The sequence below is a fragment of the Nannocystis sp. genome, from assembly GCF_016714285.1.
Classification (GTDB): Bacteria; Myxococcota_A; Polyangia; order Nannocystales; family Nannocystaceae; genus Nannocystis.
Window position 1 is genome coordinate 250,109 of sequence record NZ_JADJNN010000013.1, and the last position, 25,367, is coordinate 275,475.

At 72.5% G+C, this 25,367-nt stretch carries 17 protein-coding genes; 7 read left to right on the forward strand and 10 right to left on the reverse strand.

The genetic code is table 11. From position 1 onward, the window contains the following. Positions 1–3: 3 nt before the first annotated feature. The 4 genes from IPJ59_RS23210 to IPJ59_RS23225 are packed head-to-tail and all read right to left on the reverse strand — an operon-like array spanning position 4 to position 7,366. Entirely contained in the window at positions 4–597 is a 594-nt protein-coding gene (locus IPJ59_RS23210) for a zinc-ribbon domain containing protein (RefSeq protein WP_293273330.1), read from the reverse strand. Between the two features lie 18 nt (positions 598–615). Further along, on the reverse strand, positions 616–1,842 hold the full coding sequence (locus tag IPJ59_RS23215; RefSeq protein ID WP_293247404.1) for a peptide-N-glycosidase F-related protein: 1,227 nt from the start codon (positions 1,840–1,842) through the stop codon (positions 616–618). Between the two features lie 27 nt (positions 1,843–1,869). After that, a complete protein-coding gene (locus tag IPJ59_RS23220) occupies positions 1,870–3,081 on the reverse strand; it encodes a hypothetical protein (protein ID WP_293273331.1) in 1,212 nt (403 codons plus the stop codon). A gap of 13 nt (positions 3,082–3,094) precedes the next feature. Then, on the reverse strand, positions 3,095–7,366 hold the full coding sequence (locus IPJ59_RS23225; protein WP_293273332.1) for a S8 family serine peptidase: 4,272 nt from the start codon (positions 7,364–7,366) through the stop codon (positions 3,095–3,097). A 226-nt stretch (positions 7,367–7,592) separates the two neighbouring features. On the opposite strand from IPJ59_RS23225, the gene IPJ59_RS23230 reads away from it, so the two are divergent. Next, the gene (locus IPJ59_RS23230) at positions 7,593–8,099 is read left to right on the forward strand and encodes a DUF2938 domain-containing protein (protein ID WP_293247398.1); all 507 of its coding nucleotides are present in this window, start codon (positions 7,593–7,595) and stop codon (positions 8,097–8,099) included. Positions 8,100–8,117: 18 nt separating this feature from the next. On the opposite strand, the gene IPJ59_RS23235 is transcribed toward IPJ59_RS23230, so the two are convergent. Beyond that, positions 8,118–8,999: a LysR family transcriptional regulator gene (locus tag IPJ59_RS23235; RefSeq protein ID WP_293273333.1), complete on the reverse strand. Its 882-nt coding sequence runs from the start codon at positions 8,997–8,999 to the stop codon at positions 8,118–8,120. 29 nt (positions 9,000–9,028) lie between these two features. Next, positions 9,029–9,706 carry a hypothetical protein gene (locus IPJ59_RS23240; protein WP_293273334.1) on the reverse strand — a complete coding sequence of 226 codons (678 nt, stop codon included), beginning with the start codon at positions 9,704–9,706 and terminating at the stop codon, positions 9,029–9,031. A 76-nt stretch (positions 9,707–9,782) separates the two neighbouring features. On the opposite strand from IPJ59_RS23240, the gene IPJ59_RS23245 reads away from it, so the two are divergent. The 3 genes from IPJ59_RS23245 to IPJ59_RS23255 all read left to right on the forward strand — a co-directional run bounded on the left by IPJ59_RS23245 (position 9,783) and on the right by IPJ59_RS23255 (position 14,767). Then, positions 9,783–10,286, forward strand: a complete 504-nt coding sequence (locus IPJ59_RS23245) for a hypothetical protein (RefSeq protein WP_293273335.1) — start codon at positions 9,783–9,785, stop codon at positions 10,284–10,286. 90 nt (positions 10,287–10,376) lie between these two features. Continuing rightward, entirely contained in the window at positions 10,377–12,977 is a 2,601-nt protein-coding gene (locus tag IPJ59_RS23250) for a hypothetical protein (protein WP_293273336.1), read from the forward strand. A 2-nt stretch (positions 12,978–12,979) separates the two neighbouring features. Then, the gene (locus IPJ59_RS23255) at positions 12,980–14,767 is read left to right on the forward strand and encodes a HEAT repeat domain-containing protein (RefSeq protein ID WP_293273337.1); all 1,788 of its coding nucleotides are present in this window, start codon (positions 12,980–12,982) and stop codon (positions 14,765–14,767) included. 117 nt (positions 14,768–14,884) lie between these two features. On the opposite strand, the gene IPJ59_RS23260 is transcribed toward IPJ59_RS23255, so the two are convergent. Beyond that, positions 14,885–15,490, reverse strand: coding sequence for a toxin-antitoxin system YwqK family antitoxin (locus IPJ59_RS23260; RefSeq protein WP_293273338.1), 606 nt, complete (start codon positions 15,488–15,490; stop codon positions 14,885–14,887). 381 nt (positions 15,491–15,871) lie between these two features. On the opposite strand from IPJ59_RS23260, the gene IPJ59_RS23265 reads away from it, so the two are divergent. Beyond that, on the forward strand, positions 15,872–18,808 hold the full coding sequence (locus IPJ59_RS23265; protein WP_293273339.1) for a serine/threonine-protein kinase: 2,937 nt from the start codon (positions 15,872–15,874) through the stop codon (positions 18,806–18,808). A 38-nt stretch (positions 18,809–18,846) separates the two neighbouring features. On the opposite strand, the gene IPJ59_RS23270 is transcribed toward IPJ59_RS23265, so the two are convergent. Beyond that, positions 18,847–19,032, reverse strand: coding sequence for a hypothetical protein (locus IPJ59_RS23270; protein WP_293247376.1), 186 nt, complete (start codon positions 19,030–19,032; stop codon positions 18,847–18,849). A gap of 34 nt (positions 19,033–19,066) precedes the next feature. After that, positions 19,067–19,933 (reverse strand): hypothetical protein, encoded by an 867-nt coding sequence (locus IPJ59_RS23275; protein WP_293247373.1) that lies wholly within the window; start codon positions 19,931–19,933, stop codon positions 19,067–19,069. A gap of 320 nt (positions 19,934–20,253) precedes the next feature. Between IPJ59_RS23275 and IPJ59_RS23280 the strand changes: the two genes are divergently transcribed. Beyond that, a complete protein-coding gene (locus IPJ59_RS23280) occupies positions 20,254–21,999 on the forward strand; it encodes a DUF4215 domain-containing protein (RefSeq protein ID WP_293273340.1) in 1,746 nt (581 codons plus the stop codon). Positions 22,000–22,051: 52 nt separating this feature from the next. Beyond that, positions 22,052–22,624: an RNA polymerase sigma factor gene (locus IPJ59_RS23285; protein WP_293247367.1), complete on the forward strand. Its 573-nt coding sequence runs from the start codon at positions 22,052–22,054 to the stop codon at positions 22,622–22,624. 1 nt (position 22,625) lies between these two features. Here IPJ59_RS23285 and IPJ59_RS23290 read toward each other — a convergent pair whose 3' ends face one another. After that, on the reverse strand, positions 22,626–25,295 hold the full coding sequence (locus tag IPJ59_RS23290) for a serine/threonine-protein kinase (RefSeq protein WP_293273341.1): 2,670 nt from the start codon (positions 25,293–25,295) through the stop codon (positions 22,626–22,628). Positions 25,296–25,367: the final 72 nt, after the last annotated feature.

The following is a 25,367-nucleotide window of genomic DNA, read 5'->3' on the forward strand; positions in this document are numbered from 1 at the left end:
CTGTCAGCGCGGAGCCGGGTCCAGGCCGGCGATCAGGCGGTCGATGCTGGCGGTGGCACGATCCTGCGGGATGCGACGGCGCGCCAGGTTGCGGAGCCAGCGAAGCTTCTGCTCGTCGTGCAGGGTTCCGGCCTGCCACAGGAACACGGCGTCGCCGACCAGGATCGCCAGCTCGTTCAGGTCGAGGTCATCGCGGCCGACGTGCTCGGCGTAGCGTCGCAGCCGGTCGCGGTGCTCGTGCGACGCGGCCCGGCACGCCGAGCAATGCACACAGTCCGTGTCGATGTAAAAATGTAGATCCTCGTACCAATACTTCTGTTCGCGGGCGAAGAACAGGAACGGGCGGGCGCAGGTGCGGCAGACCGCGAGCATGTCGACGTAATAGCCGCGCGGGAAGGTCGTGAAGTTCTGGCGCGAAAAATCGGCCAGGATCGCGGACTCGGGGTAAATGGTCCGATCACTATACCCGTAAAACGAGCTGCGAATGTCCTCGGCGGTGGCGGTGCACCCGGACGGCACGACCGCGGTCCCGTAGCGCGGATGCGGCACGAGGTCCAGCACGTCGCGCTCGGGCCCCGACCCGGGCACATGCTTCACACGTTTGACCATGACGCGCTACTCCGCCTGGATATACAGCGAGAACGGAAAGTCCCCCTGCCCCCCCGCGAACATCGCGTCCGGCACGTCGATCACGAACTCATGCTTCCCGGCCTTGAACGCCCCGAGCGGGACGATGCGCGTGTCGATCACGTCACCCGGGCACCAGTTGCTAAACGACTGCCACTCCTCGTCCGTCATCGGCACCTGGCCGTAGATGCCGTTGCCCTGCGTATTGTAGACGCGGAACGGCTCGCAGCTCATGCGCCCGGGCTTGTACTGCAGCGCCAGCTTGCCGTCGACGTACACGTTGTGCTGGCGGCGGATGTACTCCTCGCCGCCCTGGTTGGCGCCGTGGTTCGACGTGATCAGCACCAGCTGGAAGTTCTTGGTGTCGGCCGGCAGCTCGAAGGGGACCGTCTTGCGGGTCGTCCCGACCATGTCGCTGGCGCCGTCGGCGTAATTGTTGAACGACTCGCTGATCGCCAGCGGCAGCAATACGCTAAACTCCTCGGCCGCGTGGCTGCTGTCCGTGTACAGCAGCAGGGTGCCGAGCTGGGTGTCGTTGCGGTCGGCGCAGCCCGCCACCTCGGTGTTCGCCGCGTAGGGCACCCCGAAGATGCTGAGCTCGAACCAAAAGTCATACTTGGCGAGCAGCGCCTCGTCCTTCAAGATCGGCACCACATTGTCGGCTTGCCACTGATACGGCACCGTCTTGGGGTCCTTGTTCATGTTCATGAACGGGGTGATGAAGCGCGCCAGCTCCAGGCGCTGCACCTCCGCGGGGACGTAGGTCGCCGCCCCCTTGGGCACCAGCGCCAGGTTGACCGAGCCGATCCGGTCGTAGTTGTCGCACAGCGCCCCGACGATGACGCCGATCTGCAGCGTCTTCTGGATCGCCGCCAATTGCTCGTCCGAGAATTTGGTCGCGACCAGCGCGTTCGTGTGCCGGATGACACCGGCCGGCACCGGCTCGTCGACGAGCCCGGCGTAGCCGTCGTAGAACACGATCTTGTCGAGCACCGTGAGCGTCTGGGGCTCGGGGTCAGGCACCTCACCGGTGCTCTCGCCGCCCGTGGTCGGCACCTCACCCCCGCTCGAGCCGCCCGTCGTCCCGTCGCCGCTCGAACCCTCGCTGGTGGCCGGACCGCCGCTCGAGCCGCCCGTGGTCTCGCCGCCGGAGCTCCCGCAGGCGACACACAGCGTCCACAGACAGACCCCCGGAAACAGCGTCGCGAACCTCATGACCCACGGTACCAGATCCGCACTCACTCACGACAGGTACCTGCGGCGAGCGATCGCCTCCGCAGCGTCGAGGCGCTGGTCGGGATGCTTGATCGTTCCGGCGACCGTACCCTCACAACCCGGGCAGCACTCCAGCCCCGGTGCGAGCAAGGCCTTGCAGTCCGGGTCAGCGCAGAAGTCCGCGCACACGCGGCGGCCAGCCAGCCCCGCCGTGACCACACCCGCTGCCGCCACGACGTAGATCAGCGTCGACAGCCCCGACAGCGCGCCGAGCACGGGCGCCACGGCCAGGCTCGCCAGCGCCGCCAGGCCGGCGTAGCGCAGCGTCCGGCGCCGCTCGATGCGAAACACCGGGCGCCCGAAGTTGACGCCCCGGTGCACGAGCACCGGCGCCTCCGCGGGCAGCGCATTGCCCTCATCCTCGCCGAGCGGCGCGCACAGGTGGCGCAGGTCCGGCCCCTCCGGCCAGGTCGCGCTGGCCGACACCCCGAGCCGGGTCGCGAGGTCCGGGAGCTCGCGCTCGACACACCTGCACGCGTGCTCGAAGAAGCCGCGTTGATTCGCCTCGAGCAGGCGGCCGAGGGCCCGCTGCTGCTCGTCCGCGAGGCCGCGCGCGCGCGCCTGCACGGCCAACAGGAAGCTCAGCGCCTGCGGTGGCAGGTAGCCGAGGCTCTGGTGCGACCAGCTGTGCACGCCGATGCCGCCCGCCGACCGGTGCCGCGAGCTGGCGTTGGTCGTCAGCACCCCGAAGCCGAGCAGCACCGTCGTCAGGTCCGTGAGCCGCTCCTCGACCTCGCGGTCCTCGACCTCGACGGCGTGGACCCGACGAAACACGTGGGCGACCTCGTGGGCCATCGCCGCGGTCACGCCCAGCGGGTCGCCGAGCTGACCGACCTCCGCGCCGAAGCTGCACACGCCGTCCTCGATGCCAGCGAACCACGCCGCCGCCCCGTGGTGACGCTCGCCCGCCGGGCGCCCGTAGCTGTCGAGCACGACGTCGCGGTCGCCGTGAAACAGGCTGACCTGCACACCCAGGCGCTCGAGCCCGGCGTAACGCAGCAGGCGACGCGCCAGGCGGCGGACCCCGCCCGCGTCCGCGCTCCAGCGGTCGGGGAACCACTCCGGCGTCGGCTCGAGGATCGGCGCGCTCATCAGCCGCTCCCACCCGACCGCCGCCATCAGCGTCGCCAGCTCGTCGATCAGCCAGCCACGCTCCTCCGGCGTCGGGATCATCGCCACGCTCATGCGACCGTCACGCCCCGTCCTTGCAGCACAGCACCCCGCGCAGCGGCGAGCTCGCTACCTGTCCGCAGGCCACACCGGCGCGCGGCAGCCGGGTCGCCGAGGGCCCGCACTCGACCGGCCCGAAGCCGCACATGCTGCCGCAGCAGACCGTGTCCGAACATGTTCCTTCGGACATGCACGTGAGGCCGTCCGTCGGCTCGCCGCAAGGGTCCTCGCCGACGCACGCGGAGGCGCCCGCGAGGAACTGACCCGGACCCGCGTGGGTGCAGGCGACCAGGTCGAGCGCCCGCAGCTCGCCCGCCGCGGCGCACAGGTGCCAGCCCTCCGCGCAGGCGTCGGCCGGCGCCGCGCAGGGTCCCACGCCATCTCCGCAGGTGGCCCCGCTGCGCGGCGAGACCAGGCTCGGCGCGTCGGCCCACGCGGCGATGCAGCCGGCGATCGCGGGGAAGCGACCCGCGTCGTGGAAGGCCTCGCGCGTCCCGTCGGCGCAGCCGGCCACCGCCTTCTCCATCGGCCGCGCGTGGCTGAGCTCGAAGACCCCCTCGCCGAAGCTGACCGGCTCGCGCACCAGGCCGCTGTCGAGCGTGTTGACCTCGATGTTGTCGAGGGCCCACTGCCCGCGACCGACGCCCCGCGCCAGCCAGTGCACCAGCAAGAACCCGTCGCTGTGGTGAAACAGCGCCCGGTGGCGATACACCGCGTCGCGGCGCGCGAGCCCGGTGGCATCCCGCGCCAGCACCCCCGTCCCCGCGGGATAGTCCGCCTGCGGATAGGTCCCGGGGAACGACTGGCGCCCGGCCCCCAGCGAGTAGCTCGCCCGCGCGATCGGCCGGAAGGTCTCGACCGCCTCGACCACCGCCGTGTCGGGCCAGTCGCCGAGCAGCACCACGTCGAAGGACAGCTCGATCATGTCGTGCGGCGGCAAGTCGGAGAGCGTGAGCATCGGCGCCTCCTTGAGCTCGCCGACCTCGCCGAGCGGCCCGAACACGCTGGTCGCCGCGAACCCGGCCGAGCCCGGCGCGCGGCTGATCGGCGGGTTCAAGATGCTCATCGGATCCTTCGCGTACACGAAGTTCGTCGGCTTCGACTCGAAGTCGATCCGCGCGTGCACCGGCCGGAACGCCGCCTTCGGATCGCGCACCTGTCCGAAAGACCAGACAGCGTCCTCCTTCCCGGTGCGCGCGAGGTCGAGGATGCACGCCTCGAGCAGGCTCGCCTCGCGGATCCCCGCGGCGACGCAGCGGGCGTGCGCCGCCGCGTACACGTCCGGCGCGAGGTCGGCGATCGTCACCACACCGCGCGGGAAGGTCCGGTCGGTATAGCTGTCCGGGCCCTCCCCCGGCCCGTAGTCGAACAGCGAGCCGGCCCGGTCGACCCGCCAGCTCTCGCCGTAGCTGCGGTACAGCTCGAGGAAGCTGGGCTGCCTGTAGACCACCCCGTCGCGGCCGACGAGGTCGTCGCTGGTGTCGCCGTTCGGCGCCGGCCCGAACAGCCCGCCGTGCTCGCGGCCCGGTCGCGGCGCGAGCGCGAGGAACACGTCGACCCAGTCGTCGCGCACGATCAGGTCGACCACGTCGCCCGCGGGCCAGCGCACCGCGACCTGCGGCCCCGCCACGGTCACGCGCCCCCCGGCCAGCGCGCGCTCGCCGGTCACGACGGTCTCCTGACCATTGAGCCAGATCGTCCCCGGCGCCCCGCGCCGCACCGCCACGCGGTCCGTCCCGACCCGCGCCGCGACCACGGTGTGCATGCTGACCCCGTCGCCGAGCCACGGCTCCATCCGCGCCTGCACCTCGACCTCGCCGTCGCGAAACAACGTATATTCGCCGGCGCCCTGGAAATCGTAGGCGAGGCCGTCGAAGGTGATCATATGCGGGTCGCCGACGCCCGAGGCCCGCGCCCCGGACCCCGACCCGCCGCCGCCGAGGACGATCGCCCCGGCGTCCCCGCCCGGAGCCGCCTCGGGATTGCTGTGCCTGACCCCCGGCCCCTCGTCGTCACAATCCACGCTGGTCCACGGCTCGAGGATCGATATCTCCGGATCGTGCGACTCCCACGCGCAGGGATTGAGCACCAAGGTGCGGTCCTCGGCGACCGCGAGGTCATCAAAGCGCGCCGTGTACACCCGCCCGACCGGATTCCCCGCGACCGTCGCCTGCACCGTGAGCTCCGGGTCGCGCGTGGCCGCCGTCGTCAGCAGCTTCGGCTCGCGCCCGAGCTGGCGGTCGACGATCGCCGCGTGGTGGACCGCGCCGCCGTTGCGGTCGCGCCCGCCCAGCGTGACGCGCAGGCCGTCGACGCCGGCCTGGGTGGTCGCGGCCTGGACGATGAACGCCCGCCCCTCGATCTTCAGGTCCGCCGAATACAGCAGGTCCCCGAGCTCCGCCGCCGCGTAGGGCTGCAGGCCGCCGCCGTCCCACCGCAACTGGAAGGCCGCGAGCGCGTCGTCATCGACGTCGCGGCCGACCAGCGCGGCCCGCGAGTAGGGCTCGATCGGCGCCTCGAAGGCGCCGTCCCCGTTGAGGTCGCACGCAGCGATCACCCGCGGACACACGATCGTCCCGCCCGGCCGCGTCAGCCACCACATATCGCGGAACGCCCGCAGGTCCGCCATGTCGACCGACACCCGCTCCCAGCTCCGCGGCCCCGGCCGATTGGTGAGCACCCGCGAGAACCCGTCCTCGCTGCCGTCGTCGAGGTCCGCCAGCAGCTTGGCCCCGGGCACCAGGCCCCCGGTCGGTAGCTTGACCTGCATCGCCTCGACCGCGCGTCGGAGATTGAGCACCGGCCGCGTCGCCACCGCGCCCGACACCGGGTCCGTCACCGCGACCTGGTTGGTCGTCAACAATCGCCGCAGTTCGGTGTTCGACAGGTCGGGGTTGAGCGCCAGCAGGAAGCTCGCCGCCCCCGCGGTGATCGGGGTCGAGAACGAGGTGCCGGTCTGCGAGACCGTCGACCCGGCGCCGCGCAGCGACCCGATCGCCACGCCCGGCCCGAGCATGTGCGCGTCGCGGTTGCTGCCCACGAACTCCGTCAGCGGGGCCGTCGTGGTCGGGACCTGCGCGTGCGAGCCGACCACGATCACGTTCGGGTCCCCCTGCGCCAGCCCGGCGTTCGCGCCCGGGCTCGACAGCGCCGCCGGGAACGGCCCCCAGCCCGCCGAGTCGTTGCCCGCCGAGACGATGAACAGCACTGGCCGACGGCGATTCACGCGGGCCGTCAGCTCCTTGAACGCGCGCCCGGACTCCTGGATCGACAGGCGGACGTCGACATCATCACAGCTCGAGCCCGGGCGCCGGCCGCTCGGGCGCGGGTCGCAGATGCGAACGATGCCCCGCAGCCGCTCGACCACGTTCGTGAAACTATTGTTATACCAGTTGAAGCCGAGCGACTGATTGACCACCCGGATCGCGCCGTCGGCGGCGAGCAGCTGCTCGACCGCCGCCGCGTACATCGACCCGGCGTTGGTGATATAGGTGACCGGCTCGCGATCCTGCGCCGTACGCCCGCGCGTCGCCGTGATCTGCACAAACGGCTGCGGGACCACACCGTCGATATACTGGCTGTTCCACTTCGCGCCGATGAGCCCGGCGACGAAGCTGCCGTGCCAGCCATCCTCGCCCTCGCCGAAGTTCCAGAAGGTCCAGAACTGGTCGGAGGACCCGCCCTCGCTCGGCGTGTAGTCCGACAGCGAGGTCATCACGCCCTGCAGATCCGGGTGGTTCTGAAAGCCGGTGTCGATCACCCCGACGTGCACGGTCCGCGGCGAACGCTCGTGGATCCACCGCAGCGCCGGGATCGCGTTCCAGGCCTGCCGCGCCCCGATCGCCGACAGCGCCCAGTTGCCCGGCGTGTCGAAGCCGGACCCGGGCGTGCGCGCCGGCGTGAAGTTCTCCCCCACCAGCAGATCGTGGGTCACGGCGCTCACGGCCGGGTGCCCCGCCAGCACGTCGTGGGCGTGCTGCAGCCCGTCCCAGCCGCTGCCCTCGGCGACCGCCACGAACGCCAGCCGCAGCTCCGGCGCGCTGCCGACGACCTCGGCCTTCGCCTCCGCCAGCGCGTCGGCGACCGCCGCCCCGTCGGCCTCCTCCGCGAAGAACACGATCAGGTGCCGCTTGCCCGTGGCGATCCCCAGCGCCGGGTTGACGTCGAAGTCATCCAGCCCGTACGCGGGCAGCGGCGCCGTGCCCAGCAGCTCGTCCACGCCGGGCGCCGGCTTGCACCCGACCAGCGACACCGTGGATAGCAGCCATGCGAGCGTGAAGCGACGTGCGTCCATCGCCTCGCAACCTATCACAGACCCGCCACCTCCCGCCCCCACCACCGATCACGCGCGACTGCGAGCCCAGGGCTCGCACGCACGGCCCCCAGGGGTCGCGGGCGGGCGCTGGACCTCAGCATCGCCGAGGCCTGGCCTCCGGAATCACGATTGGATCGCCACCCGCCCGCCAGGCAACATTGGGTCGTGTTGATGCCAATCGCATCAGACGACCAGGAGCCTCACCATGACGCAGACCCTCGAATTCCTGCTGCGCGCCGCGCTCATCGGCGTCGGCGCGACCCTGACAATGGACGGATGGGCGCTCCTGCTCCGGCAGTTCGGGGTCCCGTCCCTGAACTTCGCGCTCCTCGGCCGCTGGCTCGGCCACCTCCGGCACGGCCAGTGGATGCATGAGAAGATCACCCAGGCCGCGCCGATCCGCGGCGAGCTGCTGATCGGCTGGTGTGCACATTACGCGATCGGCATCAGCTTCGCGTTTCTCCTGCTCGCGACCTACGGCCTGAAGTGGGCGCGCACGCCGTCGTTGCTGCCCGCGCTCGTCATCGGGCTCGTGACGGTCGTGGCGCCGCTGCTCATCTTGCAGCCGGCCTTCGGCGCGGGGATCGCGTCCGCCAAGACCGCGACGCCGCTCTTCAACACCATGAAGAGCCTCGCCACCCACACGGTGTATGGCCTCGGCCTGTACCTCGCCGCGACAGCCACGGCCGCGCTCATCCCCGCAGGGAAGTGAGGCTCGCCGCCCCGCAAGCTACGCTGCGGCGCCCCCGCGCACGATCTCGGTCGCAGCCGCCAGTACGGGGTCCGACGCGCGGCTGGCCAGCTGCGCGAACAGGACCCGCACCAGTCTCCGGGACTCACAGAGAAGCTCGACCTCTCCGCGGGCCTGGGCCGCCTTCGCGGTGCCCGCATGCAGCAGGCCGACGCCGATGCCTCCGGCGATCAGCGCCCGCGTGACATCCTCACGATCGACGCTGACGATCCGCCTCGGTCGGATCTGATGCAGCTCGAACAGGTCCTCCGCGGCCCGCCCACAACAGGCGCTCGATGTCGGGTAGACCCACGGCAGGTCGGCCAGCGCCGGCCAGTCCAGCGCCTCGGACGCGACCACGAGCCCCGGCGCCGCCGCGAGGTAGATCTTGAACCGCGACACCTCGATCGTCGCGAGCTCCGGGTCGGGCTCGTCGGCCTCGTTGTAGAAGCCGGCGTCCAAACTGCCGTTGCGGATACCACCGAGGATATCGACCGAGTTGCCGTGCTTGAGCGCGACCTCCACGTCCGGGCAGCGCTCGGCGAGGCGCGTGAGCAGCCGGCCGATCGCCTCATGGTTCGAGTTGCTGCCGGCGCCCAGGCGGAGCTTGCCCACCAGACGCCCCTTCACCCGCGTGGCCTCGTCCATCAACGCCCGGTGGGCGGCGAGGGTCTGCTCCGCCTTGACGAGCAGGCGCTCGCCGTCGCGGGTCAAGCTCATCCCCCGAGACGTGCGCTCGAACAACGTGAGCCCCAGCGCGTCCTCGATCGCCTTGATATGGGCGCTCACCGCGGGCTGGCTCAGGTGCAGCAGCTCCGAGGCGCGGGTGATGCTGCCCTCACGGGCCACGGCGACGAGGGTCTTGAGCTGATAGATGTCCATTGCATGCTCCCGCGGTCAGCCCACGGCGCTCACGGCATCACACGACAATACCCGAGCGCCTCGAGCCCAGCCGGGGCCTGGCCCGGCTGGTAGAAGGGCTGACAGCTCAGCGCGTCGGGGCAGTCCGGGAGCCCCGTGTCACACAACGCCACGCAGCACCCGATCACCTCTGGATCGCAGTTCAGCGGCGCATTCGTCGAATTGGCGCAGACGAGCCCCGGATCGCACTCGTTGAACGCCGTACAGGGATCGTAGAGCGCGCCAGCGTCGCCCGATCCGTCGGCGACACAGATGAAATCCCCCCCGGCCGGCGCGCAGATCTCGGACGTCTCGCAGGCCGGCGCCAGCGGGTCACAGGGTGTCGCGCACACGGCGATCGGCTCGGTGATGAAGTCATTGGTGACCGCGATCTCGACGCACAGCGCGCACGCCTCCGAATCCGACAGCCCGCACTGCGGCTGGCAGGTCCCCTCCAGCGTGTCCGGGTCGAGCGGCCAGCAGATCCCGCCCGGCGCGCAGCTGTCCCACGACCACTTGCCGTCGCCGACCTGCGCGCACGGCTCACCGATCGCGGCGCCCGGGGCGGGCGTCGGCACGCAGTGATTGATCGGCGACTCCTCCCCGAGGTTGATCGGCTTGCACGCGGTCCCCGGGAGCTTGCACGTCTTCTGGCTGGAACAATCGTAGCCACAATCGTATGCATTCACCGCACATTCACCAGGCCGCGCACAGTTGTAATTACCACACAAGTCCGCGCATTCGGCCGCGCATAGGTCGCCCGAAGTGCACCCCTCCGGGATCGGCCGGCACGACAGCTCCACCGTGCACGTGTCCCCGCCGAACATCTCGAGGCACAGCTCGCCCGGCTCGCAGTCCAGACTGCCGATGAAGTTGCCACCCTCCCCACAATGGACCGGCCCCGGCAGGTCCGGCGCCGTGGTCCCGGACGTCGACGACGTCGCCGGGCTCGTCGTCGATGAGGTCGGCGCCACGCCCGACGCATCCCCCGACGAGGTGTCCCCCGGCGCCGTCGTGCCACCGCTGCTCGCGGTGAGGGTGGTACTCGTCGACTCCCCGGGCGGGCACCCGAGCCCGAGCGAGGCCGCAAGCAACGACAGGATGAGCCACGTGTCGGTCGGCATCGGCGAACAACATACCTGCCCGCGCGACCGATGCACACCGGCCAGCGACAAGGCGCTGCCACGACCGTCACCCCTCGATGCAACGCCAACTCGCCGCGCGTGGGACCGCATCGGCGAACACGGTACCCGCCCGCGGGGCGGATGAACACCGGCCAGCGGCGTGCGAGCTGGAGCGACGCGCGATCTTTGAGCTTTTCGCGCCGCCGTCGACAGGTCAGTCTGCGACGAGCTCCCCATGCGCACGCCCCTTGCGATCGGTCTCATCGGTGTCTGTCTCGCGGGTGTGGCGATCGCGGCGCCCGTGGTGCCGAAGGGCGGCGACCAGAACCAGGCCCAGAACCAGGGCCAGAGCTGTCCGGCGCCGAGCTTCGCCCAGTGCACCTCGGAGGCGTATCTGGCGAGCGCGTGCGGCAAGTCCAGGACTGGCGCCTGCACGGCGCTGGTCGAGGACAAGCTCAAGACCTTCCATGAGGCCACCGAGGCGCCGGCCTACAAGATGCTGCGGCCGGGTCGCCACCAGCTGCCGGATGACCTGCGGCAGGGCAAGTACTTCAAGTACGCCGGACCGCAGACCGACATCATGCAGCGCGCGAACCACCAGATCGGGCGCACCCGGATCGCCGGGCTGTCGCTGCCGCGGATGCAGCGGGTCGCGGCGAGCGACGCCGCGAAGGTCCACCGCAACCCGGCCTGGGAGGCCAACGGCCAGAAGATCACCAGCTGCGAGGAGTACGGCTACGAGTGGATGTACGACGTGGCCCGCTTCATCGACGCGTCGGCGGCGTGCAAGGGCGACCAGGACTGCGTGTTCGACGTCGCCTTCATGGACCAGACCCCGGGCCTCGCCGACCGGACCCTGCGGCGCAAGGACGGCAAGCTGTTCGGCCCGCCGGGCGTCGGCTTCGAGATGCAGTCCTACGCCGGCATCCTGCCCAAGAACGAGATCCTCGCGGCCGGCCCCGAGTTCGTGCGCTCACACGGCGCGACCCCGCTGGCGAGCACGCCGCAGCTGACGGCGCTCGAGACGGCCATGACCACCGGGGCGACCTACTACCGCACCGACTGCAAGAGCGGCTGCAACGACCGCAAGTTCGCCAGCGAGTGGAAGTGGCACAAGGCGCTGCGCCAGACGACCGCGAACCTGAGCCCGGCGGAGTTCGAGGAGTACGAGCGACGCAAGGCCAAGTTTCGCCGACTGCTGTCGTCGTGGAACGCGGCCGTGAGCGCCGAGCTGGCCCAGATCCCCGAGGAGCAGGCCCGCGTGTTCCCGTTCGACGCCCGCACGCGCGACCCGCTCGAGCGCCTCGACATCATCCAGCGCTACATCCGCGACGCGCGCGTCCAGGAGCAGCTGTTTCGCCAGAAGGCCACGCCGCTGCAGCTGAAGCAGGCGCTCGGCGAGGTGAAGTCGCCGGCCCAGCAGGGAGGCCAGGGGATGCAGGGCACGCGCGCGCCGGGGCTGCCGACGGCGTGGCTGGCCGCGCCGACGCCGAAGGTCGACAAACCAGCGGCGCCGAGCTCGTCGACGCAGGCCGGCGCCGCAGCGCTGGCCCGGGCCCGGGTCGCCGACCCGCACACCGACCTCGCCCTCGGCCGGGCCAGCGGCGCGCCGACGATGATCGCCAACCCTTGCGTGGGGTACGAGGATTGGGGCAGCGAGCTGCTCAAGCGCGGGCCGATCAGCTGCGAGATCGGCCAGTTTCTCCGGGTCGAGTGGCAGCGCAAACAGGACGGCAAGAAGAGCTGCCTCGACCTCGGCAGCCGCGACTGCGACTGGAACCCGGACATGCTCAGCGCGCGCTTCCTCGACCGCCTGCCGAGCGTCAGCTGGCAGGATTACTTCGAGGAGGAGTGCCGGACCTGGACCGGCGGGACCCTGACCAACAAGAACAGCCTCGACGAGGTCACGGCCTACATCGAGGAGATGAAGCAGGTCGTCGGCGCGGCCAAGCGCGAGCTGCAGGCCTACGAGCGACCGGGCGGCAAGGGCTACGCGCGCAGCTGGGACGACCGCGAGGTCATGGGCGACAAGAAGTGGTTCGGCGCCGAATACCACTACGACCTCGGCTTCGAGGTCGACGTGGTCAAGCGCTCGAACAACAAGGTGTGCGAGCTCGGCGGGGGCTTCCACGCGGCCGCGGGCTTCGACGCGTACATGATCAACAGCACGATCAAGGTCGTCGACGCCGAGCTCTCGTCGGACCTCAACAAGGCCGGCGACCACAAGTCGAAGGTGCGCAGCCACCTGACCGTGCTCGGCGACTCGCTGTACGCCGTCGACACGAATAGCACCCTGGTGTCCGTGTTCGAGAGCCAACAATATGAGCTGCCGCCCGGCTTCCGCCCGTCGTTCACGGTGCCCGCGGGCCCGATCCCGATCACCGGCGCGGCCTGGGGCGAGCTGCTCTACGGCGCCGGCCTGGAGCTGACGGCGACGGTGCCGGCCTGCAACGTCAACAACCCGAACTTCGCGATCACGGCGGCGTTCGTGCCCACGATCATGGCCAACGCGCACGCGCAGGTCGGCGTCGGCATCTCCGGGGTCGTCAGCGCGGGGATCCGCGGGGCGCTGAACCTGGTGACCCTGTCGCTGCCCTTCAAGCTCGGCCTGAAGACGGGGACCCAGCAGATCGCGAACGAGACCCAGCCGATGCTCAGCTTCGACATGAACCTGGTCATGACCCTCGGGACCCTGGCCGGGCGGCTGTCGCTCTACATCGAGTTCCTGCTTTATGAGCAGGAGTGGGAGCTGTTCCGCTGGCGCGGGGTCGGGCCGGCCGAGCTCAAGCTGATGCCGCCCGTGAAGGTGTCGCTGCCGCTGGTGGGGATGCAGTGATCTTGCGCCGCGCGCAGGGCCTGGCGCTCGCGTGCCTGCTCTCTGGATGTCCTTCGGGACAGGTCGACCAGCGGCCCACCCAGGCGCTCGCGCAGGGCTCGCGCTACGCGGTCGGCGAGCTGCACCTGCACGCGATCGAGTGGACCGCGCAGGCGCTCGGGTCGCGCACGCAGGGCCTGCCGGACGGGCTGCCGGTCGCGGGCGGGCTGCGCCTGCGCGGCGAGCTGGCGCTGCAGCGGGTGGCGGGGCGCCCGGGCGAGACCCTGCTGGCGCTGTGGTTCACGCGCCTCGACGAGCACGAGCTGGTCGCGCTCGGCGAGTCGGTCGCGTTCGACGCGGCCGGGCTGATCGACGTGCCGGTGACGGTCGCGCTGGCGGAGGACGGGTCCTTGACGCGCGCGTGGTACCCGTCCGCGGCGCCCTCGCTGCTGCGCCACGTCATGGGCGGTCTGCTGGTGCGCCTCGATCTGCGGGCGGCAGCGACGGGGCCTCGCATGGTCCCGGTCGCGCACGGGCTCGCCGAGGCGGTGTACAGCGGCGAGGCCGGTCGGCTGCGCCGCGGCTTGCGCGGGCTGGTCCGCCTCGACGCGGCGTCGACCGGCGCCCCCGGCTCGGCCACGATCGTCGGCGCGACCGAGCTGGGCTTCGACGATCGCGGCGCGCTCGAGACCCTGGTCGCCGAGGAGCAGGTGCGCAGCGAGGACGACGGCTTCGCCTCCGAGGACCGCTTCCGCCTGATCCGCACGCGCGTGCTGGCGGGCGAGCTGCTCGCGCGACCCGACCTCGAGCACATGCTGGCGGTCGATCCGTCGGCCCCGCGCAACACCGGCGAGGCCGAACAGATGATGGCGCGCCGCTTCGCCGAGGGCATGGACCTCGCCGGCCTCGCGCTCGCGGTCCAGGACATCGACAACGGCCTGCTGCCGCCCGCCGGCGAGGTCACCCGCGCGGTCGGCCTGCTGCGCGGCTGGCCCGAGCTGACGCCCGAGGTCGGCGCGCTGGCGGCCCGGGCCCGCTCGTCGCACGGGCGCCGGCTGGTGTTCGACCTGCTGGCGGCCGCGGGCACACCGGAGGCGCAGCAGATGCTGCGGACGCTGATCGCAGATCCCACCGCGGCCCCGGAGCGCGAGCGACCCACGCTGGTCCAGCGCTTCGCGCTGATCCAGCGGCCCGAGAGCGCGACCGGATGGTTCGTGCTCGACCTGTACGACGCCGCCGACGGCGAGCTGCGCCGGGCGCTGCTGTATCCGCTGGGCTCGCTCGCGCGGCGCCTGCAGGCCAGCGATCCCTGGGTCGCCGGCCTGCTGCACGAGCGCCTGCTGGTCGCGCTGGCGGCGGAGCCCTCCGGCCCTGACCTCATCGCCGCGCTCGCAGGCCTCGGCAACGCCGGCCGCCCCGACGATCGCGGACGCCTCCTCGCCTACCTCGCCGACGCCGACGACGACGTGCGCTGGACCGCCATCGACGCGCTCCGCGAGCTGCCCGGCGACGACACCACCCAGGCGCTGTTCGCCGCGCTCACCGATCGCGCGCCGCGGGTCGCCGCACGCGCGCTCGCCCTGCTCCACGGACGCCACCTCGGGCCCGACGACAGCGTGCGCCTGGCCGCGCTGGTCGACGGCCGACCGCTGTCACCGACGCTGCAGACCGGGCTGGTCGCCGCGCTCACCGACCGCATCGCCGACGACCCCGAGGTCCCGGCTGCCCTGCGTCGACTCGCGCTCGCCAGCGAGGACCCGCACCTCCGCGCCCGCATCGAGCGCGTGCTGGCGGCGCCCGATCCGAGCTGACGCCGCGCGACATGGCCTCGCCGCAATTGGTAGGTCTCCGGCACTCGGTCGAGCTCCCGCCGTCGACAAGCTGATCCGACCTGACGACCGCCTCGTGGGACCGGTACGCGAGGACAGTCACTTGGCCTCGGTCAGCTTCTTCTGCTCCTCGAGCAGCCGACGCAACTCCTCGCGGGCATTCTCGGCCTCCTGCGGCGTCGCCTCCTTGAGCGTGTAACGGAACACCTTGCTGCTGATGGCCTTGTCGTCCTTGTTGACGGTGATGCCCATCAGCTCGCCGTCCTCGGTCCAGGACTTGCTCGGGCCGTCGAGCTTGCCGGCCTTGTAGACGGACTCGGAGCGGCGCTTGCCGTTCGGATAGAAGCTCACGCCAAGGCCCTCCTCCTTGCCGGCGATGTACGCAGTGCTCGATTCGAGGCGGCCTTGCTCGTCGAAGCTCCACCAGCGGCCGGTCCACTCGTGGCTTTCGTAATTGCCGGCGCGCTGCACCTTGCCGTTCGGATGAAACCACACAGACGGTCCCTGGCGCTTCGAAAGCGATTCGCCGACTTTGCCGCCGAGCCGACACTCGATCACGTTTTCGCCGGTGTTCTGGGTCGTCCCCGGCGGACACGGTAGCACCGAGTCGAGCGCCGGCGCGGGCACGATCGGTACGTATGCCTCGAGCGGTGTCTCTGCCTTCTCCTCGGCGGTCGGCAGCGGGTAATCGGTGTCGGCTCCCACGGTATTGGTGTTGGTGTTGGGGTCAGGGCCGGGGTTGGGGGGCGTCGGGCCCGAGGCCTTGGCTGTGCCTGTCGGTGTCATTCCGGAGGGCTGCGGCGAGGGAGCTGTCGGCGTGCCGCTCTCACACGCAACGATCGCCGCGACAAGCGTCGCTGCCAGGGTGTGGAGGCGAGACGATCGTTGCATCATCGTCCGAGGCTAGACCTGCTCGCGTGGCCTGGCAATCGATCTCGGGAGGCCGCGGCACGCGATGGTTCCCGCGCAGGGGACATCACCATCAATATGAGCCGAGACGCGCGCGACATCGCCAGCCCGCGCCCGCACCCCGCCGCAGTCTCCTCGCTGTCCCTCGCCGCGCCCCCCCGCTAGCCTCGGACTCGCATGCCGCAGCCCATCGACAGCGCCGACGGCAGCGACGCGGTGACCCGCCACGAGGGCGCCGAAGCTCCCTCCGATGCCAGCAGCTCCGCCGCGGCCACGCGGATCGAGCAGCCGTTTCGCATCGGTCGCTACACGATCCTCCGCCGCCTCGGCCGCGGCGGCATGGGCGTCGTCTACGCCGCCTACGACGACCGCCTCGACCGCAAGATCGCCCTCAAGCTGGTCCACGTCTCGCGCGAGCACGGCAGCATCGGCCAGGCCCGCCTCCTGCGCGAGGCCCAGGCCCTCGCCCGCCTGTCTCACCCCAACGTCGTCCAGGTCTATGAAGTCGGCGAGCACGACCGCCAGGTCTTCCTCGCCATGGAGTTCGTCGCCGGCGTCACCCTCCGCGCCTGGACCCGCGCCAAACAGAGGCCCTGGCCCGAGCTCCTCGCCGTGTTCCAACAGGCCGGCCAGGGCCTCGCCGCCGCCCACGCCGTCGGCCTCGTCCATCGCGACTTCAAGCCGGACAACGTGCTCGTCGCCGACGACGGCCGCGTCCGCGTCCTCGACTTCGGCCTCGCCCGCGCCGTCTCCGGCGAGCCCGACGAACCACAACCTGTCCCTTCGGACAGCCTGCGCAGCGGCGCGTCCCTCGACTCCCAGGACCTCTCCGAGCCCCTCACCGCGATCGGCACCCTGCTCGGCACCCCCGCGTACATGGCCCCCGAGCAACTCCTGCGCCACCCCACCGACGCCCGCTCCGACCAGTACAGCTTCTGCGTCGCCCTGTGGGAGGCCCTCCACGGCGTCAGGCCCTTCGCCGGCCGCACCCTCGCCGAGCTCAAGCTGCAGGTCTTCGCCGGCCCCCCGCGTCCGCCCCGCGGCCCGGTCCCCGCGTGGCTCGGCCGCGTGCTCGTCCGCGGCCTCGCCGTCACCCCCGACCAGCGCCACGCCGACATGCCCGCGCTGCTCGCCGCCCTCGCCGACGACCCCGCGAAGCGCCACCGTCGACGCGCCCTCGGCCTCGCCGCCGGCCTCGTCCTCGCCAGCGCCGGCGCGGCCGGCTACGCCCTCGCCACCCGCGACATCGCCAGCAGCTGCGCCGCCCACGACGCCCTCGCCGGCGTCTGGGACCCCGCCACCCGCAGCGCCGTCGCCGACCGCTTCGCCGCCCACGACCTCCCCTTCGCCGAGCAGGCCTTTCGCCACACCGCCGCCCAGCTCGACGCCTACGCCGCCCGCCTCGAGCACCTCCTGCGCGACACCTGCGAGGCCCGCCAGCGCGGCCTGCGAAGCGGCCGCGCCCTCGAGCTGCAGATCGACTGCGCCGAGCGCCTGCGCGGCGAGCTCGCGGCGACCACCCTGGTCCTGCGCAACGCCGACGCCCGCGCCATCGAACGCGCCAACCAGGCCGTCGCCCGCCTGCCCGCGATCGAACCCTGCAGCGACCTCACCAGCCTGCTCGCCGCCGACGACCGATCACCCGAACCAGAGGACCCCGCCCTCGCCGCCCGCGTGCGCGCCCAGACCCCCCGCCTCGCCGCCGCCCGGGCCGAGCTCGACGCCGGCCACCACGACCGCGCCCGCGAGCTCGCCCACGAGCTCGTCACCGAGGCCGAACACCTCGCCCACGCCCCCCTGCTCGCCGAGGCCCTGCTCCTGCTCGGCGCCGCCGAGCTCACCAGCGGCGACTACCCGGCCTCCAGCGCCGCCCTCCTGCGCGCCTTCACCACCGCCGAGTCCGCCCGCCACGACCGCCTCGCCACCGACGCGGCGATCCGCCTCGTGTACGTACACGGCGAGCGCCAGCACGACCTCCCCCGCGCCGAGACCTGGGCCGAGGTCGCCGACGCCAAGCTCCGCCGCCAGGGCGACGACCCGGCCCTGCGCCTGCGCCTCAGCTTCAACCTCGCCACCGCCCTCCTCGACGCCGGCCAGCTCCAGGCCAGCGAGCTCCGCTTCCGCGAGACCATGGCCCTCGCCGAACAGCGCCGCGACATCGACCCCGGCTTCCACGTCATCGCCCTCAACGCCCTCGCCACCCTCGAGCTCGACAAGGGCGCCCTCACCGAAGCCGAGGCCCTCCTGCGCCGCTCCCTCGCCCTCCGCGAGGCCGCCCTCGGCCCCGACCACCCGCAGGTCGGCGTGGTCCTCCACAACCTCGCCCTCGTCCTCTACCAGCGCCGCGACTTCACCCCCGCCGCCGCCATGTTCCGCCGCGCCCTCGCGCTCCGCGAGCGCAGCCTCGGCAGCGACCACCCGGCCACCGTCGAGACCCTCAACGGCCTCGGCGCCGCGCTCACCGACGGCGGTGACCCGACCGCCGGCCTCGAGATCTACCGCCGCGTCCTCGCCCTCGAGGAGCAGCGCCGCGGCCTCGACAACCTCGACCTCTTCGCCCCCCTCAACAACCTCGGCAACAGCCTCATCAACGCCCACGACCTCCCCTCCGCCCAGGCCTACCTCGACCGCGCCCGCACCCTGCTCGAGCGCCACGGCAAGACCGACAGCCCCGACTACGCCCTGCTCCTCTACAACCTCGCCGGCCTCGCCGTCGCGCAAGCCGACCCAGCCCGCGCCATCCCCCTGATCGAGCGCTCCCTCGCCCTCCGTGAGCAGATCTACGGCGCCAAGCACCTCGAGGTCGGCATCACCCTCGCCTACCTCGCCCACGCCGAACTCGCGGCCAACCACCCCAGCGAGGCCGACGCCCACGCCACCCACGCCGTCGCCATCCTCACCGACCACCCCGCCGGCGTCCTCGAGCTCGGCCGCGCCCGCCTGGTCCTCGCCACCCTCCGCGCCCGCGACCCACACACCCACAGCGACGCCCTCGCCCTCGCCCGCCAGGCCACCCTCGACCTCCGCGGCCAACCCACCGACAGCGAGCCCCTCGCCGCGGCCCGCAGGCTCCTCGCCGACCTGTCCCGCGGGACAGCCAGCAAGGCCCGCTGAGCGCGGCACCCATGTTACAGGGCGTCTCGGCGCCGGGCTCAGGCGCCGTCCGGCCGCCATCCGAGCAAGGTGTCGTCGAAGGGGAACACGCGCTCCGCGAGCATCGTCGTCGCCTCGCAGATCGCATGCTCGAGGCGCGGGAGCAGCTCCGCGGGGTAGGAGGGCGATCGCCGCGCGTACTCCTCCTCGTCGAGCCTGCGTACGACGAACTCGCCCCGCCGCAATTCGCCGCGGCCCTGATGCCGGGGTCGCGCCGCTTCACAGCGGCTCGCAGACGTACTCGGTGCCGTCGAAGGCAGTCTCGCTCGGGCACACCGCGGGCGAGCCGCACCCGCACACGCCGTCGACGCAGGTGTCGGCGCCGACGAGGCCGGCGCAGTCCTGGTCGCTCTTGCAGGCGCAGCGGCCCTCGACGCACCACGCGTGCGGCCCGGCGTCGGCGCAGTGATCGTCGCTGTCGCACACGCAGCCGCCGTCTGCGCCGCAGATCGGCTGGGTCGGGTACTTCTCGCACTCGGCGTTCGACCTGCAGGGCTCGGGGACCAGGTTGCAGTTAAGGAACGGCGCGAGTCCCCCGACCGGGTCGCAGAAGACGTCTCGGGCGATGCACACCTCGGCCTCACCGCCCTCCAGCAGCGGGAGCGTCGCCGTCTCGTAAGCGTCGGTCGGGCACCCGCCCCTCTCGTCGGGCAGCAGCGGGCAGCTCCCTTGCGAGAACCCCGCGAGCGCGACGCACACGCGACCGGTGCCGCACTCCGCCGTCGACTCGCAGAAGATCAGCTGCCCCGAGAACACGATCTGGCAGAACTCGTCGCTGTTGCATTCGGCCGGCTTGCCGCCCGGGCGACAGCGGCCCTCCTTGCATTCGTAGCCCTGGTCGACACCGTCGATCCAGCAGTCGCGGTCGGCGGCGCAGGCCTCCTGGCAGAAGCCGCCGTCGCCCGCGCCTCCGGTCGTGGCGTCGCCGGTCTCGCTGCTTGTCGGTGTGTTGGTTGTCTCGCCCGCGGTCGCGTCCTCCGTGCCGCCGCTCGTCGGCATCGCGGTCGTCGTGGAGCCGCCTGACCCCGCCGTGGTGGTGGGCAGATCGGCCGTGGTGCTGGCCTCGCCGACCGAGCTCGTGACCATGGGCTCGCTCGCGCTGGCCGCAGGGTCCCCGACGCAGCCAGGCGACCCCGCGCTCACACACAGAAGGAGGAGCCGCGCGACCGGGCGCGGCGCGAACCGAAATGACACTCGTGACATCGTGCTGCTTTCTCGCCTGCCAGCCGCGGCCGACGACCCTCGCGGAGTCGGCGGCATCGACCGATTGATCCGAAGAATCGACACGAGCGCCCGCGCGCACGCGACCTCCTCCACTCGCACACGGAGGTGCGGATCAAATTGGCGTCGATGACGACTCCCCCGGGGACGCCCGCGCCGAATGCGGGCGCCCAAGGAGCGCTTCGATGTCATCGCCCACGCACCGCTGTCCTGCCCTCATACGCATCCTCCTGTGCGCCGCCCCCGGGCTCGCCGCCTGCCCCGGCGAGCCCGCGGCCACCACCGCCTCCGAGCCCACCGCGACGGCCGCGAGCAGCTCCGGCCTGCCGACGGACCCGGGCACGAGCGGGGAGCTGCCCACGAGCGGCGAGCCACCTGGCACGAGCGGCGAGCCGCCCACGAGCGGCGAGCCGCCCACGAGCGGCGAGCCGTCTGGCTCGAGCAGCGAGCCCGTCACCGCCAGCACGGGTGAGCCGTGTCCACCCGGGAGCCGCGGCTGTGCATGTCTCATGGGACAGGTCTGCGACGACCCCCTCGTGTGCATCGACGACCTCTGCAGCGAGCCGACGGCTGGCTGCGGGGACGGCGTCCTCGACCGCGGCGAGGGCTGCGACGACGGCCGCGACAACGGGCCCGGCAACGCCTGCAAGGCCGACTGCACGGTCAACGTCTGCGGCGACGGCGACCTGGGCCCCGGCGAGGCATGCGACGACGGGGACACGCGCGCGGGCGATGGTTGCAGCGCCGGGTGTCAGCTCGAGCTCTGCGGCGACGGGATGGTCGACCCCGGCGAGGCGTGCGACGACGGCAACCTGGTGGCCGGCGACGGCTGCGAGGCTGACTGCAGCTGGACCCCGTGCAGCGTCGTGTGGGAGGTCAGCCACGCCGATCCGGACGGCTCGCTGCACGGCAAGAAGGTCGCAACCGACGCGAACGGCGACATCGTGATCGTCGCGACCCTGCGCCCCGCCCAGGTCGACTCCCGCCTCCTCACGCTCAAGCTCGATCCCGCGGGCGCGTTGATCTGGGCCCAGGAGGCCGCCGATCTGCGCATGGATGGCAACGGTCTGGCGATCACGGCGGACGGCGGCATCGTCGGCATCGGCGTGGAATACGAGCAGCCCTTCCTCCGCGACCTCGCGCGGCGCTTCGCCCCCGACGGCGCCCCCGGCTGGCTCACGCAGAACATCGCGGCCCAGTCGTCGCAAGGCTTCGGGGCGGCGATGACGCCGGACGGCGCCGTGATCGCGGCCGGCTTCCGGCAGGTCCAGACCACCAGCATCCCGTGGCTCGCGCGCCTCGACGCGGACACCGGCGCGGTCCTGTGGTCGAGCGCCGCCCAGATCCCGGGGACGACCGGGGCCCAGCACCTGGCGGTCGCGGTCGACGCTGCCGGTGCGATCTACACGACGGGCGTCGTGTGGATCGGCGACGACCCGCGCCTCCTGGTGCGCAAGCTCGGCCCGGACGGCGTCCAGCAGTGGATGGTCGCCGTCGAAAACCCGGGCGCCGGCTTCGCCCGCGGCTGGGACATCGAGCCGACCCCGGCAGGGGGCGTCGCCGTCACCGGCGAGTTCTTCTACGGCGGCGGCGCCGGCGGCGATCTGTGGGTCGGCGTGTTCGACGGTGACGGCGCGCCGCTGTGGTCCGACGTGCACAACGGCGGCCCGGGCGAGAGCTACGACGTCGGCTACGGCGTCGCCGTGGGGGCCGAGGGCCACGTGCACGTCGTCGGTCACGTCGATCCCGACGTCTACCAGCGGACCTACCGCCGATACGCCAGCACGGGCGACCTGCTGTGCTCCCTCACGCTGCCCGGGCCGGGCCAGACGCACAATCGCCTCTTCGACGTCGCGCTCGACGGCGACGGCTTCCCGCTGATCGTGGGGCACCTGGTCGGCGCGCTGTCCGTCGCCCGACTGACGCCCTGAGCGCGGCCGACCCCGGGGGGGCGCCACGGCCTGTGGTACAGTCGCGCCCGCGATGACGGACGCGAGCGAGGCGGTGGCGACGGACCACGAGCTGCTCGACGCCTGGTGCGCGGGCGACCGGGAGGCCGGCGACGCGCTGATCCGGCGCCACTTCGAGGCGGTATGCCGGTTCTTTCGCGGCAAACTCGGCGACGACATCGAGGATCTCGTGCAGTGCACGTTTCAGGTGTGCGTGGCGCGGCGGGCGACGCTGCGGGCGGACGGGACCTTCCGCGGCTTCATGTTCGGGGTGGCGCGGCACCTCTTGATCGACCATCTGCGCCGCCGATACCGGCGGGGGCAGCATGAGGACGTCGAGCAGCACTCGCTGCGGGCGCTGGGGACCTCGCCGTCGGCGGCGGTGGCCCGCGACGAGCGCGAGGCGCTGGTGCGCGAGGCGATGCAGCAGATCTCGCTCGAGCAGCGAATGATCCTCGAGCTGGCGCACTGGGAGGGCTGCTCGGGGCGAGAGATCGCGGAGGCGCTGGAGATCGGGGAGCACACGGTGCGCAGCCGGCTGGCGCGGGCCCGGGCGGCGCTGCGCGAGCAGGTCGAGGCGCTCGGCGGGCAGTGGGCGCAGGCGTAAGCTACGGGCGGACCGCGGCGCGCAGGCGGGCGAGCTCGTCCCGGGTCACGTCGGCGGCGATGTGCGGCTCGGCGGCGTCGAGCAGGGCGAGGACGCGGGCCCGCTCGGCCGCGCCGCCGGTGGCCCACAGGGTTTGCGCGAGCTGCAGCTCGAGGCTGGCGCGCTGGTCGGGCGGGCAGGCGACGGCGGCGAAGCGGGCGTGGGTCGCGTCGAGGATCGCTACGGCCTCGTCGGCGCGGCCGAGCTCGTGGAGGATGCCGCCGTGGATCTCGTTGCAGGCCATGACGTCGCAGTGCTCGGGGGGGAGGGCGGTGGACTGGATGGCGGTGGCGCGGGTGGTCAGGACCAGGGCCTCGTCGAGGCGGCGGAGGTTTCGCAGGGGCGTACCCATGTTGCAGAGCACGAGCGCGACGGTGGGGTGGTCCGGGCCGAGCAGGCGCTCGTCGATGGCGAGGGCGGCTCGCTGCTCGACGAGCGCGTCGGCCCAGCGGCGGCGGCGGTTGTGGACGATCGAGGCGTTCATGCGGGCGGCGGCGAGGAGGACGTGGTCGCCAGGGAAGTTGGCGGCGGCGATCGCCCGGGCGCGATCGAAGTGGCGCAGGGCGGCGTCGTACTCCGCGAGCTCGGTGAGGACGCCGCCGAGGTTGATGTGGAGGCTGGCGAGCCACGGGTGGAGCGCGCCGACCAGGGGCTCGAGCTCGGCGATCGAACGCGTGATCAGGTCGACGGCGACGGCGTATTCGCCGAGCATGTCGCGGCACTTGCCGAGGTTGCCGAGCGAGACCGCGGCGGCGCGGCGCTGGTCGTGCTGCAGGGCGTAGTCGCGGGCGCGGCTCAGCTCGTCGCAGGCCACTGAGGTGGGGGCGGCCTCGAGGGCGACGGTGCCACGGGTGAGGAGCACGCTCATCCGCAGCGGGGTGGGCTCCCCGGCCTGGCGCGTGAAGGCGTCGGCGAGCGCGAGCAGCTCGTCGTTGCGGGCCGCGTCCCCCTGGGCGTTGTGCAGCTGGGCGAGCAGGAGCGCGGCCCAGCCGGCCTGCAGCGGCTCGGCGTGGGCGACCGCGGTGGTGAGCGCCTCGCGGGCGCGCTCGAGGCCACGGTCGAAGCGGCTGGCGAGGCGGTCCGAGTTGCCAGCGACGACCAGGACCTCGGCGAGCAGGGCGGGGCTGTCGACCTCGCGGGCGCGGGTGAGGGCCTCCTCGAGGAGGGGCGCGGCCGCGGCCGCGCGCCCGGTGTCGAGCTCGGCGCGGGCCCGGGCGAGGCTGCCGCGGACGACCCGTCGCCGGGCGACGAGGGCGGGGTCGCTGGTGACGATGAGATCGGTCGGGGCGGCACGGTCGCAGGCGTCGATCGGGGGCAGGCGCTCGACCGCGGTGACGGCGTTGGTGATCGTCGCGGCGTCGGCGGCGGCGAAGCGGTCGACGAGAGCGGCGAGGTGAAGGCGGTGGTCCTCGAGGCAGGCGAGGCGCTGCTCGAGCAGCGGCGCGGGGAGGATCGCCCGCACGCCGGCGTCCTCGCAGGCGCGGGCGTGGGCGGCGATCCACGCGGCGGCGTAGCGGTCGAGGGCGGGCCGCACGGTCGCCCAGGTCTCGCGCGCGAACGGGACGGCGGCGGTGATGAAGGCCGCGGCGAGGGCGTCGGCGCGGTCGTCGTTCCAAGTCCCGGCGATCTGCGCCCAGGGCGAGAGGCAGCGCGGGGCGGGGGTGCTCCGCTGGCCGAACTGGTAGGCGCCGAGCACGAGGCCGACGAGCAGGAGGGCCGCGAGGACGCGCAAGCCGCGGGCGGGGCGCGGGGCGAGCGCGGCGAGGAGCTCGTGCATCGTGGCGAAGCGCTCCCCCGGATTCGATCGCATGCCGCGGCGCAGGGCCGCGAGCACCCGCGACGACACACCGGGGCGCTCGGGCGGGAGCTCTTGCCCGCCCTGCGGGCGCTGGCCGAGCAGGGCCTCCCAGGCGGTGACGCAGAACGAGTACTGATCGGCGCGCGGGTCTCCGAGGGCGCCCTCGCGGCGCTCGGGGGCCATGTATCCGGGCGTGCCGGCGCCGGGGAAGGAGGCAGGTGAGAACCCGGAGACGGGGCTTGCGGCGCCCGTGTCGAGGAGCGGACGGGCGAGGCCGAAGTCGATGACGCGGGCGTGTCCGGCGGCGTCGACGAGCACGTTCGCGGGCTTGAAGTCGAGGTGGACGAGGCCGGCGTCATGGGCCGCCGCGAGGCCGCTGCCGGCCTCGAGGAGGATGTCGAGGATCGCCGCGGAGGAGCGTGGCTCGCGGAGCCAGACCCGGAGGTCGCCGCCCTCGACGTATTCCATGACCACGAAGACCTGGTCCGCGAGCACGCCGACCTCGTGCACGGTGACGACGGCGGGGTGGCTGAGACGGGCGAGGGCCCGGCCCTCGCGCAGGACCTCGCGCAGCCCGCGGTCGCCGCGGGTGTGCAGGACCTTGAGGGCGATCTTGCGGTCGAGGTCCGGGTCGTAGGCGAGAAAGACCGTGCCCATGCCGCCGCCGCCGAGCGGGCCCAGCACGGTGAAGCGGCCAAGGCGGAACGGCTGGTCGTCGGCTCCGACGACAGCGTGGCGGACCCAGGCGCGCAGGGAGCAGGCGAACACATCGGTCTGCGCCGGGCGGATCGCCATCAGGGCGTCGATCAGGTCGGGCTCCTCGATGCTGGTCACGGCGGCTCCGGTGCGGCCCGCTGGCGGCCCATTGTAGAGGGACGTGCGCGCCGTGTCACGCGAAGCGCCCAG

Excerpts from the sequence above, each read along its gene's own strand:
- IPJ59_RS23265 (WP_293273339.1), top strand. The coding sequence starts at position 15,872 with ATGCCGCAGCCCATCGACAGCGCCGACGGCAGCGACGCGGTGACCCGC.
- IPJ59_RS23275 (WP_293247373.1), bottom strand. The coding sequence starts at position 19,933 with ATGGTCACGAGCTCGGTCGGCGAGGCCAGCACCACGGCCGATCTGCCC.
- IPJ59_RS23230 (WP_293247398.1), top strand. The coding sequence starts at position 7,593 with ATGACGCAGACCCTCGAATTCCTGCTGCGCGCCGCGCTCATCGGCGTC.
- IPJ59_RS23235 (WP_293273333.1), bottom strand. The coding sequence starts at position 8,999 with ATGGACATCTATCAGCTCAAGACCCTCGTCGCCGTGGCCCGTGAGGGC.
- IPJ59_RS23285 (WP_293247367.1), top strand. The coding sequence starts at position 22,052 with ATGACGGACGCGAGCGAGGCGGTGGCGACGGACCACGAGCTGCTCGAC.
- IPJ59_RS23215 (WP_293247404.1), bottom strand. The coding sequence starts at position 1,842 with ATGAGGTTCGCGACGCTGTTTCCGGGGGTCTGTCTGTGGACGCTGTGT.
- IPJ59_RS23225 (WP_293273332.1), bottom strand. The coding sequence starts at position 7,366 with ATGGACGCACGTCGCTTCACGCTCGCATGGCTGCTATCCACGGTGTCG.
- IPJ59_RS23280 (WP_293273340.1), top strand. The coding sequence starts at position 20,254 with ATGTCATCGCCCACGCACCGCTGTCCTGCCCTCATACGCATCCTCCTG.
- IPJ59_RS23250 (WP_293273336.1), top strand. The coding sequence starts at position 10,377 with ATGCGCACGCCCCTTGCGATCGGTCTCATCGGTGTCTGTCTCGCGGGT.